Genomic DNA, 16,942 nt, shown 5'->3' on the forward strand with positions numbered 1-16,942 from the left:
TGGCTGCAAATCAGGAAATCGACGCTACGGTTGCATCTGACGCAACCTGACGAGCGTCGTGCTTGAACCGCGAGGCTTTCCCCTCCATCTTGGCGAGCATCCGAAGGTTGGGAGGACCTGCATGGCGACGACGACGACCGAAACCGAAGGCAATCTGGTGCTGACCGCGCCGGAGCCCGTGAAGGTCGTATCGCCTGAAAAGGCTGCAGGGCTGGTGCCACTGCGCGATGAACAGCGTTCCGCGCTCGAAGAAAAAGCGGAGGCATTCGTCGACGAACTGGCCGCGCTCGACGCGAACAGCCCCGAATTCGGGATGAAGGTCGATCAGATCACCAATATGGGCCGGCGCGAGATTGCGGAAGCCGCAGGGCAGTCCAACCGCTTCCTCGATCGCCCAGTCAAAGCGATGGACAAGGATACGGGCGTCGGCACCGACCTTGCCGAACTGCGCCGCACGATCGAGGATCTCGATCCCGGCAAGCAGGGCAATCTGCTCGCGCCCAAGAAGCTGTTCGGGATCATCCCGTTCGGCAACAAGATGCGCAACTATTTCGACGGCTATAAATCCGCGCAAAGCCATATCTCGTCGATCCTCGCGCGGCTGGCCGGCGGCAAGGACGAACTGCTCAAGGACAATGCCGCGATCGACGTCGAACGGCAGAATCTGTGGGCCGCGATGGGCCGGCTGGAACAGATGATCCACGTCTCCAAGGCGCTCGATGCCAAGCTCGAAGGCCGGGCGATGGATCTGGAAGCGACCGATCCCGCCAAGTCCAAGGCGATCCGCGAAACCGCGCTCTTCTACGTCCGCCAGCGCTCGACCGATCTGCTGACGCAGATGGCGGTCACCGTGCAGGGCTATCTCGCGCTCGATCTCGTCAAGAAGAACAATGTCGAGCTGGTGAAGGGCGTCGATCGCGCGTCGACCACCACCGTCGCCGCCCTCCGCACCGCCGTCACCGTGGCGCAGGCGCTGACCAACCAGAAACTCGTTCTGCAGCAGATCACCGCGCTCAACACCACCACCGCGGGCATGATCGAATCCACGGGCGAGCTGTTGCGCACGCAAACGGGCGAGATCCACAAGCAGGCCGCGGCCTCCACCATCCCGCTCGAAACGCTGCAGCGCGCCTTCCAGAACATCTACGACACGATGGACAGCATCGATAAATTCAAGCTCGAAGCGCTGTCGTCGATGAAGCAGACCGTGAACACGCTCACCGACGAGGTCGAAAAGTCGCGCGGCTACATCGCTCGTGCCGAAGGCGCGGCCAAGGCGCAGATCACCCACGGCCAGCCGGCCGATCCCTTCGCTCCGGTCGATCGCTGATGGTCGAATCCAGCCGCGTCCTCGAACAAGCGGAAGCTCTGCTCCGCCGCGTCTCGCCAGAGGCTCAGCGGATGAAGATGCGCGCGCGCAAGCGTCGCCGCGCGGCCCGCTGGCGGCGGATCAAGATCGCGATCATGGCGGTGCTGGCGGTGATGATCGCCGCGGGCGTGCTCACCGCGCTCAACATCAGCTTCCCCGGCTTCCTCGCCGGGCTGGTCGCGATGTTCGTGGCATTCGTCATCCTGTTCTGGCCGTCCGCGGCAGAGCCGACCGCCGAGACTTTGGTTCAGGTCGACATCAAGGCCCTGCCGCTCCAGACCGAACAATGGCTTGAAAAGCAACGTCCGGCGCTTCCCGCTCCCGCCCAACGGCTGGCCGACGGCATCGGTGTCCGGCTGGAGGCACTGGCCCCGCAACTCGCCACGCTCAACCCGGCGGAACCCGCCGCAGTCGAGATCCGCAAGCTGATCGGCGAGGAGTTGCCCGAACTGGTCAACGGCTATCAGCGCGTCCCGCAATCGCTCCGGCGCGAAGACCGCAACGGCAAGTCGCCCGACCGGCAGCTCGTCGAAGGGCTTGAGGTGGTCGAAAGCGAACTTGCTCGCATGACCGAACAGCTTGCCTCCGGCGATCTCCATCGCCTCGCCACGCAAGGCCGCTTCCTCGAACTCAAATATCGCGGCGACGGCGAGTAAGAGCGCCGCCTTCTGTTATATCTTCCGTTCGTCCCGAGCGCAGTCGAGGGACGTGCCCCAAGCGCCGCACAACGTGTCTCGACTTCGCTCGACACGAACGGAAAAGTTAGGATCGCCAGATGACCGCATCGATCGCCCTGCCCCGCATCCTGCGCATCGGCGGCGGTGCTTCGCGGCTGGCGGGCGAAGTGCTTGGCCAGCTCGGCCTCTCGCGTCCCTTGATCGTCACCGACCAGTTTCTAGTTGGTCAGGGTTGGGCCGATCGGCTTCGGGATGATCTTGCGACAGCCGGCATTTCCGCCCGCATCTTCGCCGATACCGTGCCGGACCCGACCGTGGCGTCGATCGACGCTGGCGTCGCCTTTCTCCGCGAAGCCGATCACGATTGCGTAATTGGCTTTGGCGGCGGCAGCCCGCTCGACAGCGCCAAGGCCATCGCCCTGCTCGGCAAGCATGGCGGCACGATGGCGGGCTACAAGGCGCCGCATGTCCAGGACGAGCCCGGCCTACCGATCATCGCCATCCCCACGACCGCCGGCACCGGATCGGAAGCGACGCGCTTCACCATCATCACCGATGAGACGACCGACGAGAAGATGCTCTGCCCCGGCCTTGCCTATCTGCCGGTGGCCGCTTTGGTCGATTATGAGCTCACGCTTACCAAGCCGCGACGCCTGACCGCGGACACCGGCATCGATTCGCTTACCCATGCGATCGAGGCCTATGTGTCGCGCCGCGCCAACCCGTTCAGCGATGGCATGGCGCTGTTGGCGATGCAGGCGATCGCCCCCAATCTCCGCCGCGTCTGCGCCGATCCCAACGATCTGCCGGCGCGGGAAGCGATGATGCTGGGCGCGACCCAGGCCGGCATCGCCTTCTCCAACGCCTCGGTCGCTTTGGTCCACGGCATGAGCCGCCCGATCGGCGCGCATTTTCATGTGCCCCACGGCCTTTCCAACGCGATGCTGCTGCCCACCATCACCGCCTGGTCGGCCCCGGCGGCTGTCGTCCGCTATGCCACCTGCGCCCGCGCCATGGGCGTGGCCGACGATCGCGAAGGCGATCAGTCCGCCGTCGCGCGGCTGGTGGACGAACTGGCGCAGCTCAACATGGATCTCGACGTGCCGGGGCCGGCCGCATGGGGCATTGACGCGGATCGCTGGGCGGGGCTGGTGCCGCTGATGTGCGAACAGGCGCTCGCCTCCGGCTCCCCCGCCAACAATCCGCGGGTGCCCGACGCGTCCGAAATGGCTGACCTCTACGCCCGCGTCTGGGGCTGATCCGCAAACAGGTGCAACGGCCGCTTGACGGCCGCCGTCCCGCCCCCTATCCCGCCGGCTCCGCTTCGAGGCCCGATGGCGGAGTGGTTACGCAGAGGACTGCAAATCCTTGCACGCCGGTTCGATTCCGGCTCGGGCCTCCAAATGCAAACGCTTTTAGATCAATGAATTTTCGCCGCTTGAAGGATCGGGCCGATTAGGCCCGGCATCGCGGCTGTGCAATTCTCGTGAAACGCTATTTGAAACCGTCGATTTCGGCGGCGCCGCCGCGGCCGCACGTATGAGGCTTGTCATGCCCTTAGCATGCCGGCAGCGGCACTCCACCCATCACTGGTGTCGCAAGCTTTTCTCGAACCCTTCATTCGCCTTGGTCATCTTGGCCAGTTTCCTGAGATATGTGCGGACATGCCGTTGGAACCGCGTGTCGTCATAGGTGCTCGCCGCCTGATAGTCGTCCTGGCTGACGAGTTCCTTGATGCGCGTGGCGAAGGCCGCTTGATCGCTTGTGCAAGCGCTGTCCTTTAGCGCGCGGCAAGCCCATTCCTCGGCAGCGGCCTTGTCATAGTCGTCCCGCGCCTCATAGCCGCGTCTGTCCGCCGCAGCCTGATCAAGCCGCGACACCTCGAAACGACGCGCAAGCCATTTGCGGACCAGTTCTGCATCCCACGGTTTCGTCGGATCTGTCATCGCTCTTTCCCGGTTGGTTCGTGCCAAAGGCCGGCGCCATGAATTTGCGCATGTGATACGGCTGTTCGTGTCGCTATAGGCTCAGCGAAATCAAGGCAGCTAGATCGACACATGGCCCGCAAAAGTTCGAAATACGATCCATATGACCATCTTCCGCAAGAAGACGAGGCGCCGGCGGCGCCCGTGCTCTGCTGGCTTTGTGGCAGGCCGACCGGCAAGACCATTGTCTGGCATCATCCTGTGCCCAAGAGCCGCGGCGGCCGCGATGTCGTGCCGATGCACTCGATCTGCCAGCAGACGCTGATCGCCAATTTCACCAATTCCGAACTTCAGCGCCACGGGATGGAGGTGGCGGGCCTGCTGGATAATCCGAACGTGCGCAAATTCGTGGATTGGGTAGCGAACAAGGATCCGGACTTCACGGCAACCATTGCCAAGAAGCAACGCTGAAGGATCTGCTGCCTTGGCCAGTTCACCCTCCCTTATTCGCGTGGCCGCGCTTTACAAGTTCGCCCGGCTGGACGACTGCGACGCCGTCCGCCGCGAACTGGCGAGCCTGTGCTGCAGCGCGGGATTGAAGGGCACGCTGCTGCTCGCCGGCGAAGGGATCAACGGCACGATCGCCGGGTCGGACCATGCGATTGCGACGGTCCTGACATTCATCCGTGGCTTGCCGGGTTTCGCCGAACTGGAGGTAAAGTATTCGGCGGCGGAGACGATGCCGTTCCATCGCATGAAAGTGCGGGTGAAGCGCGAGATCGTGACGATGGGTCAGCCCGGGATCGATCCGCTCACCGGGGTCGGGCACTATGTGGCGCCGGAAGACTGGAACGCCCTGATCAGCGATCCGGGCACGATCGTGATCGACACCCGCAACGATTATGAGGTCGCGATCGGCAGCTTTGCCGGCGCGATCGATCCAAAGACCGCCAGCTTCCGCGATTTTCCCGCCTGGTTCCGCGCCGAGCGCGACCGGCTGCTGGGCAGCACCGATCGGCTGAAGATAGCGATGTTCTGCACCGGCGGCATTCGGTGCGAGAAATCGACCGCCTTCCTGAAGGCCGAAGGGCTGGACGAGGTCTATCACCTCCAGGGCGGCATCCTGAAATATCTGGAAACAGTTCCTGCCGAGCAAAGCCTGTGGGAAGGGGAATGCTTCGTGTTCGACGAGCGCGTCGCGGTCGGCCATGGCCTCGAAGCCGGAACCCATGTGCTGTGCCGCGGTTGCCGCCGGCCGGTCAGCGAAGCGGATCAGGCCTCGCCGCTCTACGTGTCCGGGGTAAGCTGTCCCGCCTGTCATGCGACCCGCACGGACGAGCAGCGTGCGGGCTATGCCGAACGCGACCGGCAGGAACATCTCGCCAAGGCGCGCGGCACGTCGCATATCGGCGTCCGCCTGTCGGATCGGCGTGACGGATAAGCCGATCCTCTACAGCTTCCGGCGCTGCCCCTATGCCATGCGCGCCCGCATGGCGCTGCTGATCAGCGGCACGGCCTGCTTCATTCGCGAGGTGAAGCTCTCGCACAAGCCCAAGGAGCTGATCGCTGCGTCTCCCAAGGCGACGGTGCCGGTGCTCGTGCGCCCCGATGGCGGCGTGATTGAGGAAAGTCTGGCGATCATGCGCTGGTCGCTGGCACACAACGATCCGGAAGGGTGGCTGGAGCGCGAAGACCGCGCGCTGATCGAAGCCAATGACGGCCCGTTCAAGCACCACCTCGATCGCTACAAATATCCCGAACGCCATGCCTCGGACCCGGTCGAGCATCGCGCTGCGGGACTGGCGCTGCTCGAAGTGCTCGAAGCGCGCCTTGCTGCGCGGCGCAACCTCTGTGGAGACGCGCGCGGCATCACCGATATTGCGATTTTCCCCTTCGTGCGCCAATTCGCCGAAACCGATCGCACCTGGTTCGACGCGCAGCCGCTACCCGGCCTGCAGGCATGGCTCCGCGACCATCTTCAATCCATATTGTTCGGCGAGATTATGGTTCGCATCGAACCGTGGCGGCCGGGTGATGCTCCGCTGCTATTCCCGGCGCACTGACGAAGTTTTGGCCGCCGACGATGCCCGTCCTCACATCAATGGATATCCGCTATCAGCCAGTCGCAAGCCGGCCGGCAGTCGGACTGGTCGGCGATAGCTCGCGCGCTCGACTCGGGCCGCGCGCGGCAGAAATTTTCAAAGAGGTCTGTCGTTGAAGGCCCACAACCAACAGGATCACATGCTCAATCCTGCGTGCGGCTTTTTACCTTGTTCGGTAGATCCTTGCCCTTGGTGCGACGGGAGGGCGTCTGAATCGGATGCTTTTTCTTCCACTCGGCCCAGGTCATGGGCCCGTCGGGCGTCTGGACGATCGTTTCATCGGGAGAGTCGGTCATCAGCCCATCCTATACTAGCGACTTCCGGGCCGCACCTGCCCGCCTGGCCATAGCGAACGGCCTGCCACAGTGGCCCGATCAAATGCGAACCGTCATTTCTTGATGGCAAACCATATCACGTGCCGCGGCCCCTTGCCGTTGCTGCGCGCCTTGACGGCGACCTCCTCGACCGAGAAGCCCGCGCTGCCAAGCCTCCGCGTAAAAGTCGCGTCTGATCCGGCCGACCAGATGGCGAGCACACCGCCTGGCTTGAGCGCAGCCTTGGCCGACGCCAGCCCGGAAAGCGTGTAGAGCCGATCGTTGGCGAGGCGGACGAGACCGTCCGGCCCATTATCGACATCGAGCAGGATCGCATCATAAATGCCTTCGCCTTCGGCAATCACCATCGCGACATCGCGCGCGCACAGCGTCACGCGCGGATCATCAAGGCACCCGGCGGTCAGTGCCGCCATCGGCCCTCGCGCCCATTCGATGATTTCCGGGACCAGTTCGGCGACCGTCACTCTTGCCTGCTTGTCGAGCTTTTCCAGCGCTGCACGCAGCGTAAATCCCATCCCATAGCCACCGATGAGCATGTGGGGCGCCCTCCGTCTCCCCAGTCGATCACAGGTCATCGTGGCGAGGGCTTCCTCCGATCCGCTCATGCGACTGCTCATGAGTTCGTTGCGGTCGAGCACGATCATGAAATCGGCGCCGCGGCGAAACAGCCGAAGCTCGTCGCCGCCCGGAATTTGCGCCGTGTCGATCAGTTCGCGAGGTTTCATATGAGCTCCGGTAAGGGGATTCCCCTTGGGGAATCGTATTGGAAGCGAGTAGAGGCTCGCGACAGGCGTGCGCCATCGGCCGTAGGCGAATCACGGTGGCGGCCCTATCCACGCTCTATTCGCGAAACGCACCCCTTTTTCGCAATTCAGGATATCGACCCTAAATGCCGTCATTCAAACAGCCGACCTTCCAGGAGAGAGCAGCGCTCTCGGCCAAAGCGAAACAGGCGGCGCTCGACAAACTCCGGGCTAAGCCGCCGGTGGACGAAGCGGCCCTTGCCGAGCGGCAGGCTGTACGTGTCGCCCGAGAGGCAGCCCAGGCAAAGGCGCGCGAGGAAAAGCGTGCGGCGCTGGAACTTGAGAAGGCCACTCGGAAGGCCCGCGCTAGCGAAAAAGCCGCGCAGCAGGAAACCGAGGGCCCGGCGATGACCGAAGCGGAGCGAAAGGCTGCGCGCGACGCACGCTACGCGGCCCGCAAGGCACGGGTCGCGAAACGCTGATCCAGACATAGCTGCGCATCGCCTGGGTGCGAACCGCGTTGTCTTCCGCACGGTCGGCCATAGCTCCCTAGTCATCGCGGACCGTTCATGCGTCATTCGACGGTTGGGCAGGTTAGTTTTTGCGGCCGCCTCGCGTTGCGAGGCCGCTTGGGCGCGGTAGGATTCGATCCAGGTCATGAGCGCTCCCGAGCGAAACCAGAGGCTCGACCTGATTCTACCGGTGGGATCTCCGTTTCGGCAGCGATGAAAGGCTTACGAAGATCGCGATCGACGTCTCACTCAGGCGTTCTTGAAATAAAATCCGACCAACATAGCAAGAATGGCACAAATAAGTGGAACGATGACTCGTCCGATTACCCAACGAAATGGTTCACTATCATCGTCGATCATGTTGCGCCTCCGATCTTTCCCTCATACCACCTATTCCGTCGCGCGCACCGGTCGATCTTGTTTCGCACGGCAAACAAGTTCTGAATAAAAATTCGAACATTGATCGGATCACGCCGGCACTTTCAATTGATGCGAGCGTTGGATTTTCATGACCGACCGTGACCGACCGGTGGCCATAGGCCTACTGTCTCAACGCGATCTCGATGCGCTGGGACAAGCGTTTACACGGCATTTTCCACTTCCCGAGGATTCCGGGGACTTTGCGGATTTGCTCGCCGAACTGGACCGGTTCACGGGGACCAGGCCTGCCGATCCAGCGGGACTTCCGCGATCACTGGACTAGAGCGCGCTCACCCGGGTGACGAGACGGCACGTATTGGGCAACCCAAACCTGGTCGCGATGGCGGCATGTGGGCAGCTTCTGCCTAGTCACCCTGTGCGCGACAGAATGCGCTGAGTTCGGAATTTCTCATTTTCTGAGCTTGATGGCGGCCGGTGCGATCACGCCGTCTTGCCTGAAAATCGAAAAACCGGATCAGGCTGGGAATTATGCCCTTGTCTGGGCAGCGGTCACCTGCATCCGCGTGTCCAGTGTCGTGGCGGCACGCGCCAGCGCGCCGGCATAGGTAGGAAAGGCCAGTGGAATCCGGGCGAAATCGCTAACCGTCATGCTGGCGGCCATGGCGACGGCGGCGATCTGCACGGTATCCACGGCGCGCTCGCCGACGATATGGCAGCCAAGCATCCGGCCCGTCGCGGGATCGGCGATGAGCTTGCAAAAACCTTCCGTCCGGCCGTCGATGATGGGGCGCGTCGTTTCGTCGAAGCGGACAAGCGCCACTTCCACCTCATGGCCGTCGCGGGCCTGCGCTTCGGTCAGGCCGACCTGCGCATATTCCGGATCGGTGAAACTACCCATCGGATTGACGGCGGCCGGCTGAGGGGAAGGCGTGGACGACAGCGCGTTGGTGGCGGCCCTGATGCCATCCTGAATCGCCTGGGGCGCCAACATCAACCGGCCGGTGACGTCGCCGGCCGCATAGATGCCGGGCGCCGTGGTGCGGAGTTGACCGTCGACCTGAATGAAGCCGCGCGCATTTATCGCAACGCCGGCCGCCGCGAGATCGAGCGCTTCGGTCTGTGCCACCCATCCAAGAGCGGTGACGATAAGCGCCGCTTGCGCCACGAAGGCTTGGCCGTCCCGCGAAAAATGCATCGCCACGCCATCGGCCACTTTCTCGAAGCAGTCGATCACGCCGAAGCCGCTGTGGATGGTGATGCCGCGCGCGCGGAAGCCTTGTTCGACGGCGACTGCCACATCCTCGTCCTCGGTGCGCAGGATGCGGTCGTGCGCCTCGAACAGGTCGATCCGCGTGCCGAAGGCGTTGAAGACGGAGGCGACCTGCAACCCCGTGGCGCCGCCGCCCACGATCAGCATGGATTCCGGCACGCTTTGCAGGCCCCAGGCATCGCTGTGCGTCGCGGTCAGATCGAAGCCGGGGATGGGCAAGCTACGGTGGACGCCGCCGGTGCAGACGATCGCCTGCCCACACTGAAGGCGACGTCCGTCCGCCATCGCGATCACATGCTCGCTTTTGAAGCGCGCGGGCCCGACATTTTCCAGGATCGTGACGCCGGCGGCATCAAGCTGGGGACGGAGCGTAGAGTGCCGGCCGGTTTCCTCCACCACCTCGGCCACCCGCTGGAGCAAGCGGGGATAATCCAGTACCGGATCGCAGCCCGCTATGCCGTATCGGCCGAGCCCACGCGCGTCCCGAACGAGGCGCGCGGCATGGGCCAGGGTTCGCACCGGGATCGGCCCGTCATTGGCTGCCATCCCGCCCAGCGCGCCGTTCGTCACCAGCGCGGTCCGGGCGCCGAGGCTGGCGGCCCGCAGCGCGGCGAAGGCGCCCGCCGGGCCTGCGCCGATGACGACCATGTCGAAGCTGCCGGCGGCCATCGCTAGCCCTCCGGCGCGGCCAGCCAGCGGAGCGCGGTGAGGCTCGGCATGAAGCAATATTCGCCGCCGCGGGTGACAACGAAACGGGAGAGGCCGCGCAACCGCTTCGGGATGGGCTTGCGGGGGATGGAGAAGCTGCCGTCGCCATCAGGCGAACCGGTAACCGGATCACGGGCGTTTTCGAGGCCGAGGAAAACCCCGTCATTGATCCATTCCGACTGGACGAACTCGAACTGCCGTTTGAGATGCGAGCCGACGAAGGCGAACATCAGCCCGCGATCCTTGCCATCATCCTCCAGCACGCCTTCGGGCAGCAGCGGGCCATAGGCCGTGCCGCGGCGGATCATCCGGTGGAGGCGCACCTCGCCTGCGACCGGCGTGTCACGCGGGTTCATCCGGCGGCAGTGCGATCCTCGCGGCGTGGCATAGCCGACGGGATCGTCCTTCTGGAACAGGAACGTGTTGCTACGGCTGGCATCGGCGCCGAGCTCTGGATCGTCGTGAAGCGGGCAGAGCGCGAGCGGAGCACCGCTCCGCCAGCGGCCCATCATCTTGGCCGCAATCCATTCCTCCTCGGCAGCGTCGGCGGCGCTGGCCTTCAGGAAGCGCCGGAATTCGGCGACGCGCTGATGCAGCTTGCGGAAGACGACATAGGTCCCGTTGCGCCCCAGCGCCGCCGGCTCGGGCATCGGCGGGAAGCCGCCCATCTCGTCGCGATAGCCGAGCACGAATTCGCCGGCCTTGAGCGGCGCCTCCAACGGGTTCGATCCGGGGATGCCGCTGCCCTCCACGCCGGGGTGACTGATGCCGTCGCGAAAGCCGAAGGGCTCCTTCTCGTTCGGCAAGGCATGACAATCCTGCCGCCAGATCGGGACGACGCCGGCAAGCTGTTCGAAAGCCGGACGGACGCGATCCAGCGCGGCCTCAAGCATCGCCTGGTCGCGCGCAGTGACGACCAGCACCACATGCACGTCCGCCGTGCCCAGCGGCTTTTCCCAATGGTCGGGCGCGCTTTCCCCGACATCCCCCAGAGCGGACGCGCGCGCCACCATGCCCTGCTGGAACTCCCACGCGAAGCTGTCGAGCGATGCCTGTGGCACGCCCAACGCCTTGAGGCCCGCAAAAGTGAGCGCAACGCTGACGGCCCTGTCGATCGCCGCTTCGCTACCGGCAGCAGGAGAAACGACCTCCGCGAGCCGGCCGATCATGTGCCGCCCAGCGACGGGATCGTCGATGCGGAACAGGATATAAGTCGCCGCATAAGGCGTCGGCCGCGGCCGCAGCACGCCTGCCTGGATGTCGTGCAGGTCAAGCGCCGTCTCGTCCGCGACCATGTTCGTCTCCGTCAAACGCCGACGATGTTCGTCCAGAAGCGCTGCACGCTCTCGTCGACACCGAAGAGCGAACTGAACAATGTGGAATCGGCGATCATCACGTCGCCGGCGCGGTCGCCGGCCGGCGGCACCCAGAGGAAGGCGTTGAACTCGCGCTCGCCCGCTTGTGTGAGCGGATGAGGGTGGGAAAGGTCGATCGGCTGCCTGGCGAGCACATGCACCGCCGTCTCGCTGCCTGGCTCAACCACATAATGCGGCATGTGCTGGTGGAAGTTGAAATTCTCGACGCCAGCCAGCCAACCCTTCGTGTCGAAATCGCGCGCGATGCTGAGCGGTGCGATCTTCTTCGTTTCCGGGTCTCGCAGCGGGCGCAGGGCATAGCGGTTGATGACAGGGATGCCGAGCCCCGCCAGCAGCGACCTTGTATATTGGCCAAAGCGCTGCTGCCGCGGCACCAGCGGATCGCCATGATGCACATATTCCATCGCGCGGATCTCGACGCTGTCGTCCGCGCCGACATCATGGTGCGGTCCGATCACCAGCCGCGTGCCCGGTCGCTTGAGGAATTCCCGCACTGCCTCGATCTCGGCATCGCTGGCTTGCTGGCCGGTGATGTCATGGTCGAGACCGAACACGAACAGCGTGTCGACATCGTCCAGCACCCGCTCATCCAGCGGCAACTGGAACCCGGCCTGGTCGACCCGCTGGAAGACGGGAACGACATGGCCGCTGATCTCGCCGACGAGTTTCTGGAAGGGAAGCCACGCCCAGAAGAACAGTTCCAGCGCCCCGGCAATCCCCTGCTGGAAGAACAGGGGATCGGCGAAGCGGGGCTCGCCATAAGCGGGCCAGGCGACCCGGCGCACCTCGGTCATCGTCGAAAAGCGATTGTCGAGTTGCGATACATCGCGTCCAGCCTCGCCCGGATAGCTCCAGGAAACATAGATGCTCACCCGGTTGCGATCGGCGGACCAGGCGCGCGCGACATGGTTCTGATTGTAGGTGCGGGCCGGCTCTTTCATCGCCATCAGCTCCTGCAAGGGCCGCTATTGCATATGCTCGATCATCTGGGAGAAGGCCGCCTTCACCGCGAGCGCGCTCTTGATCTCGTCGGCGGTGACGAACGGATATTCGCCATATTCGATGAAGCTCGGTGCCTGATGCTCGCGCACGAACTTCACGAAGGCGTCGGGATTGGTCTTCCAGTCCAACGGGAAGCCTTCGAGATTCTCGAAGACTGTGTCGACGCCCGATTTCTTGAACAGCTCGATCGCGTCCTCGGTATATTTGTCGAAATCGGTGTCGAAGATGCCCTGGTACATGAAGCGGGTATCGTCATCGAACAGCACCCAGCGCAGATAATGCAGCTTGAGCGGCGCCAGCAGATAGGGCTCGGTCTCGAGCGCCTTGGCGAGATTCGCGCCATAGCCGCGGATCGTCTCGGCCCGCCCCTCCTTCACCTTGGCGATGATCGTGAAGCCGTAGCAGGCCGGTGTCCGCGGCCAGATCGGGCCATATTTCCCGACCTCCCAATTCTCGTCATGCTTGGGGATCACGGCAGCCGCGGGCTTCGACCAGACGGGCGCATCATGCATGGAGAATGTCCTCGGTTTGAGGGGGCCGCAAAGGAATGGAAATGCGCGCCGATCCTCCGCCTCGGGCAGGAAAGGAACAATCGGGGAAACCCCCGAGAGGTTGCCATTAAACTCCCGAAACGAGGCCCGAGGCACTACCTATGCCGTCGTCAGAAGGTGAAGCCGAGGATGGTTCGGAAGATCCAGCCATTGGGGCCATGCGCGTTGCGATCGACCACCCCGCCATAGCTCACCCGCAGCGAGGCGTTCTTCGCCAGCGCGAACGTCCCGGTGGCGCCCAGCGACAAAGCGCGCTGAAAATTGTCGGCGTCGACCCCATCCACCGTCCCCTCGCCGCCCCGCCGCCAGAGCAGATCAAGCGAAGCCCAGAAATCGGGCGTGACGCCGCGGGTCAGATGGCCTTCGAGGATGAACAGCGGCTTCTGCTTGCTGCTGTCGGCGCCGAAGGGATCGTCGTTGCGGCCGAAGAAAGTGACGGTCGGCATGATCTCGATCGTCGTCAGATGCGGGTCGGCCATGCGATCGCCAATGGCATAGACCATCGGCACGCCCAGCCGCAGCGCCCAACGATTGGCGCCGACATTGATCGATCGCCCCGCGCTATATTTGCCCGTCGGGAAGAAGATTTTGCCAAGCAGGTTGACCGCAAGGCCGGGCGGATGATCGGCATAGGCCGCGAGTTCCAGCGCCGGCGTGCCGTGAACACCGAGCACGAAGCCGAGCTGCGCGTCGCCCAGCCCCGAAACCTTATCCACCGCATCCGGGCCGGGCTGCACGAAATCGGGCTCGATGCGGCTGACCGGCAGAACGAAGAAGACCGACGATTGCCCGCCGGCGATCTTCAGCGTCTGAACGAACTGGAAGACCACCAGATCGGTGTCGAGATGATCGCCCTCCGCGATATTCCCCGGATCGACGGCGAGGTTGCTGTGCATCCGGTGGTAGCGGACCGAGGTGATCGTCGTCTTGTCGGGTATAAGCATGTAGAGCCGGGCGCCGTCGTCCTGCGCCATTGCAGGCATTGCCGCGATCAGGATGGAGCCGATCACGGCAAGCAAGCCGGCGACCAATGCACTGCGTCTCGTCTCAATTTCAGGGGTCGACGCAATCATCTCTGTTGCCCCACATTCAATCGGGGCGAGTCACAAATTGTGACGAAGCACCACCACCCGAGCGATGCTAGTTTGCGTCACCCTCCGCCTCAATCAGGCGATACCCTGAGCTATCCAAGCGTCTCGCCCTGCCCCTCAGCATCCGGGCGTGAACAATAACCCCGCGAATGTCGGAAAAATGGGCGGGAGCCGAAGATTCGTGTCGGAAATACAGGATCAAACCTACAATCTGACGGTTCGCCCCGGCAAAACACGTCGCTTCGATAAAGCTAATCCGTCAAAACTGCCCGTGCGGCCGGCAAATATGTCCTGCTGATCGGAACGGTTGTGTCATCGACCAGCCGGGCAATTGCTCGTCCGGGCGTTCTTTCCACAGCGCGAACACCGTCTTTGGCCACCCACCAGCTACGGTGCACGCGCAGGCCCAGCCGGGGATCGATGATCGCCGCCGCGTCCGCCAGCCGCATCAGGACCAGCGCCGAGCCGTGGAGCGTGTGCACGCGCAAATAATGATCCTCGGCTTCAAGGGCGAGTATATCCCGGCGCAAAGCGGCCGGAAGCTTCGCCACGAACTCGGGCGGATATTCCGGTGCGGCGGCCGGCTGTTCTTCCACGGGTGCAGCCACAGCCGTCTGCTCGTGTGGAGACAGGACGCGGGCAATCAGCAACTGGACCAGCGCCACGTACGGGAACAACCCGAGCAGTTGTAGAGGGCTGAACATTCTGCCGGGTCGGACCACCCCCATGGACCAGGCCACAAAGAACGTCATGGGCACTGCGGATACAACTGCTATTGCGACGATCCGTGTTGCCGTTCTCGTACCCGGCGCAGTGGATGAAATCACTCGACTGGCGGCAATAGCGGCTCCAAAGCCGGCGAGCGCAATGACCATCCAGAAAGCATATCGCACCGCCGGGCTGAGCGATGTTTGCGATCCGAATGGCCCCATCACGCCAAGCAGCGCACCAAAAGCGACGGCGCTTATCGGCACCCGCCACTTCCCCATCATCCGCCATTCACGCATCGCCAATTGCATCGGCCCACCGGTCGCGAAATATCGAAGGCTATTCACGACTTTCCCCGTTGTCGACCGGCATCGCAACCATCCAACCGGCGAGCACAAACGTCGCAATGGTGACAGGGAGAAAGCAATGAATCGGATTATCGCTGGCTTGGCATTGGCATTTACAGCTGTTCCGGCGGCAGCAAGCGAGACCGTGAACATGCGTTTCGAATGCCCTGCCTCGATCACGAAGCCAGGCCAGCCGCCCGAACTCTCGGGTTTGTGGGACGTCGTCATGGATGTGGGAGGTGTTCCCAGCTTCGGCCTGCTATCCGTGGGCATGTCAGGTGCAGCGCTGGGAGGATCGCTCGCGCTGACACCCGGTGTGGTGGTGGTTCGCAGTCTCAAGTCCGACGGCCAGACCGTGGCGATGATCGTCGCATCACGCGAGGGGGATGTTCGCTTCGACGGCTCTCTCGCATCCGATGGCAAGCGGATGTGCGGCATCGTCAGCTACCACGGCGGTCAGAGGTTCGAGATGATAGCGCAAAAGCGGCCGGACCGGGGAAGTGCGCGCAGAGAGTAACCACGCGGGCAAGTGGGTAGTTGGCGAGCGAAGGTCCGCCTTTCGCCCGACGACGACCGCACTGCGGCTGCAGCGGCGGTGGCGCCCCTCAAAGCCTGAAGGTCGGCCCGAGTCCAATGTCGCTGCATTCGGATGGACACCTCACGCCTCGCGACCGTCACCCAGCGTAGGCTGGGGTCCATGCCTGTCACGACACGGGGTAGTGCCAATGGTGGTTTGGGTTGCGGGCGGTCTGGATTTTTCAAACCTTGTTCCAGCTCGTCGCCGGGAAATTCCTGCCTGTCGGGACACGCGACATAGCGGACGCCGTCGACGATACGAACTCCCCTCGTCACCCCGGACGTGTTCCGGGGTCCACCGTGCGGCACTCATTGATGTCGATGATCGAGCGACAGCCTTGCGTCTACATCCTCGCCAGCTCCGTTAACGGAACGCTGTATGTCGGCGTAACCTTCGATCTCCTTCGCCATGTCGCCCAGCATCGTGAAGGCATGTTTGACGGCTTCACCAAGCGATATGGCATCAAATGCCTGGTCTATTGGGAGGCGGCAGGCACGATGGAGGCTGCGATCCTGCGCGAGAAGCAGATCAAGCGCTGGCGGCGGGACTGGAAACGGAACCTGATCGAACGGGACAATCCCTCATGGAATGATCTGGCTGTAGCGTTCGGGTTGGAACCTCTGGCCGCGTCGCCCGCGTGACGGTGGACCCCGGAACAAGTCCGGGGTGACGAAGAGCGGATATCCCCTCCCCCCGACTTTTCGGTCGTTATAGAGGTTGCGGCGACACGCCGATTCCGGACAGTCAGGAATTAGGTGGGGCGAAGGCCAGCCCGGTACAGCTGGAAAGTCGGGGATTGCGGACACCACCTTTTCGTCACCCCGGACTTGTTCCGGGGTCCACCGTTACGCACGCACTGGCATTGATGATCGAGTGCCGGCGCTGCATCTAGAATCAGGCGACGCTGCCCAGACCTGAACCGTTAGGAATTCGCCCAGCTTGGCGGTGGACCCCGGAACAAGTCCGGGGTGACGGAAAGGGGATGGATGTCCGCAATGTCGCGTGTCCCGACAGTCCACATTCGCCCGTCCGGATCACGCAAGCGGACGTGTCGAGACACAAGATCAGGCCTTCATCTCCAACACCCGATGGCCCATCGCCTCACCCCGAAGCCTTTCAATGTAGGACTTTATCTGTTCTAAACTCGTCGATGGAACAGCACGCTCCTTCCCGGCAGGCAGGCTCCCCGCCCTGCCCCAGCCCTCTCGCGAGCGACTCTCCCGGCGCGGCACCGTCGCATTGCCGGCACGTCAGCGATGCGTCATCGG

General features: G+C 63.5%; 18 protein-coding genes and 1 tRNA gene. 10 read left to right on the top strand and 9 right to left on the bottom strand.

The window, feature by feature from the left end:
* The first annotated feature begins 121 nt into the window (after positions 1-121).
* The 4 genes from ACFB49_RS08310 (at position 122) to ACFB49_RS08325 (ending at position 3,448) form a co-directional block, all read left to right on the top strand.
* Positions 122-1,330, top strand: a complete 1,209-nt coding sequence (locus ACFB49_RS08310) for a toxic anion resistance protein (RefSeq protein ID WP_380878327.1) — start codon at positions 122-124, stop codon at positions 1,328-1,330.
* On the top strand, positions 1,330-2,025 hold the full coding sequence (locus ACFB49_RS08315; protein ID WP_380878330.1) for a hypothetical protein: 696 nt from the start codon (positions 1,330-1,332) through the stop codon (positions 2,023-2,025). The genes ACFB49_RS08310 and ACFB49_RS08315 overlap by 1 nt, the downstream gene beginning before the upstream one ends.
* Positions 2,026-2,144: 119 nt before the next feature.
* On the top strand, positions 2,145-3,305 hold the full coding sequence (locus ACFB49_RS08320) for an iron-containing alcohol dehydrogenase (protein WP_380878332.1): 1,161 nt from the start codon (positions 2,145-2,147) through the stop codon (positions 3,303-3,305).
* Between the two features lie 69 nt (positions 3,306-3,374).
* Positions 3,375-3,448, top strand: a tRNA-Cys gene (locus tag ACFB49_RS08325).
* 184 nt (positions 3,449-3,632) lie between these two features.
* On the opposite strand, the gene ACFB49_RS08330 is transcribed toward ACFB49_RS08325, so the two are convergent.
* The gene (locus tag ACFB49_RS08330) at positions 3,633-3,992 is read right to left on the bottom strand and encodes a hypothetical protein (protein ID WP_380878335.1); all 360 of its coding nucleotides are present in this window, start codon (positions 3,990-3,992) and stop codon (positions 3,633-3,635) included.
* 111 nt (positions 3,993-4,103) lie between these two features.
* On the opposite strand from ACFB49_RS08330, the gene ACFB49_RS08335 reads away from it, so the two are divergent.
* From ACFB49_RS08335 to ACFB49_RS08345, 3 genes are read left to right on the top strand one after another with little or no spacing between them, the layout of a single operon-like run.
* On the top strand, positions 4,104-4,442 hold the full coding sequence (locus tag ACFB49_RS08335; protein WP_380878338.1) for a hypothetical protein: 339 nt from the start codon (positions 4,104-4,106) through the stop codon (positions 4,440-4,442).
* A gap of 13 nt (positions 4,443-4,455) precedes the next feature.
* Positions 4,456-5,412, top strand: coding sequence for a rhodanese-related sulfurtransferase (locus ACFB49_RS08340; RefSeq protein ID WP_380878340.1), 957 nt, complete (start codon positions 4,456-4,458; stop codon positions 5,410-5,412).
* The gene (locus tag ACFB49_RS08345; protein ID WP_380878343.1) at positions 5,402-6,034 is read left to right on the top strand and encodes a glutathione S-transferase; all 633 of its coding nucleotides are present in this window, start codon (positions 5,402-5,404) and stop codon (positions 6,032-6,034) included. Before ACFB49_RS08340 ends, ACFB49_RS08345 begins: the two co-directional genes overlap by 11 nt.
* 182 nt (positions 6,035-6,216) lie before the next feature.
* Here ACFB49_RS08345 and ACFB49_RS08350 read toward each other — a convergent pair whose 3' ends face one another.
* Together ACFB49_RS08350 and ACFB49_RS08355 are read right to left on the bottom strand one after the other, a co-directional pair.
* Positions 6,217-6,369, bottom strand: coding sequence for a hypothetical protein (locus ACFB49_RS08350; protein WP_380878346.1), 153 nt, complete (start codon positions 6,367-6,369; stop codon positions 6,217-6,219).
* A gap of 92 nt (positions 6,370-6,461) precedes the next feature.
* Complete coding sequence (locus ACFB49_RS08355; protein ID WP_380878348.1) at positions 6,462-7,133, bottom strand: spermidine synthase; 672 nt, start codon at positions 7,131-7,133, stop codon at positions 6,462-6,464.
* Between the two features lie 164 nt (positions 7,134-7,297).
* On the opposite strand from ACFB49_RS08355, the gene ACFB49_RS08360 reads away from it, so the two are divergent.
* The gene (locus ACFB49_RS08360) at positions 7,298-7,633 is read left to right on the top strand and encodes a DUF6481 family protein (protein ID WP_380878351.1); all 336 of its coding nucleotides are present in this window, start codon (positions 7,298-7,300) and stop codon (positions 7,631-7,633) included.
* 937 nt (positions 7,634-8,570) lie between these two features.
* On the opposite strand, the gene ACFB49_RS08365 is transcribed toward ACFB49_RS08360, so the two are convergent.
* The 6 genes from ACFB49_RS08365 to ACFB49_RS08390 form a co-directional block, all read right to left on the bottom strand.
* Positions 8,571-9,983 (bottom strand): dihydrolipoyl dehydrogenase family protein, encoded by a 1,413-nt coding sequence (locus ACFB49_RS08365; RefSeq protein WP_380878353.1) that lies wholly within the window; start codon positions 9,981-9,983, stop codon positions 8,571-8,573.
* Between the two features lie 2 nt (positions 9,984-9,985).
* Positions 9,986-11,317, bottom strand: coding sequence for a Dyp-type peroxidase (locus tag ACFB49_RS08370; protein WP_380878356.1), 1,332 nt, complete (start codon positions 11,315-11,317; stop codon positions 9,986-9,988).
* A gap of 11 nt (positions 11,318-11,328) precedes the next feature.
* The gene (locus tag ACFB49_RS08375) at positions 11,329-12,339 is read right to left on the bottom strand and encodes a hypothetical protein (protein WP_380878359.1); all 1,011 of its coding nucleotides are present in this window, start codon (positions 12,337-12,339) and stop codon (positions 11,329-11,331) included.
* A gap of 24 nt (positions 12,340-12,363) precedes the next feature.
* On the bottom strand, positions 12,364-12,912 hold the full coding sequence (locus tag ACFB49_RS08380; protein ID WP_380878362.1) for a hypothetical protein: 549 nt from the start codon (positions 12,910-12,912) through the stop codon (positions 12,364-12,366).
* A gap of 149 nt (positions 12,913-13,061) precedes the next feature.
* The gene (locus ACFB49_RS08385) at positions 13,062-14,024 is read right to left on the bottom strand and encodes a transporter (RefSeq protein ID WP_380878365.1); all 963 of its coding nucleotides are present in this window, start codon (positions 14,022-14,024) and stop codon (positions 13,062-13,064) included.
* 269 nt (positions 14,025-14,293) lie between these two features.
* Positions 14,294-14,794, bottom strand: a complete 501-nt coding sequence (locus ACFB49_RS08390; RefSeq protein ID WP_380878367.1) for a LytTR family DNA-binding domain-containing protein — start codon at positions 14,792-14,794, stop codon at positions 14,294-14,296.
* On the opposite strand from ACFB49_RS08390, the gene ACFB49_RS08395 reads away from it, so the two are divergent.
* On the top strand, positions 14,769-15,614 hold the full coding sequence (locus tag ACFB49_RS08395; protein WP_380878369.1) for a hypothetical protein: 846 nt from the start codon (positions 14,769-14,771) through the stop codon (positions 15,612-15,614). The genes ACFB49_RS08390 and ACFB49_RS08395 overlap by 26 nt on opposite strands.
* Before the next feature lie 380 nt (positions 15,615-15,994).
* Positions 15,995-16,315: a GIY-YIG nuclease family protein gene (locus ACFB49_RS08400; protein WP_380879859.1), complete on the top strand. Its 321-nt coding sequence runs from the start codon at positions 15,995-15,997 to the stop codon at positions 16,313-16,315.
* Positions 16,316-16,942 lie beyond the last annotated feature (627 nt).

This window comes from Sphingomonas sp. DBB INV C78 (assembly GCF_042693015.1).
Taxonomy (GTDB): Bacteria; Pseudomonadota; Alphaproteobacteria; order Sphingomonadales; family Sphingomonadaceae; genus Sphingomonas_E.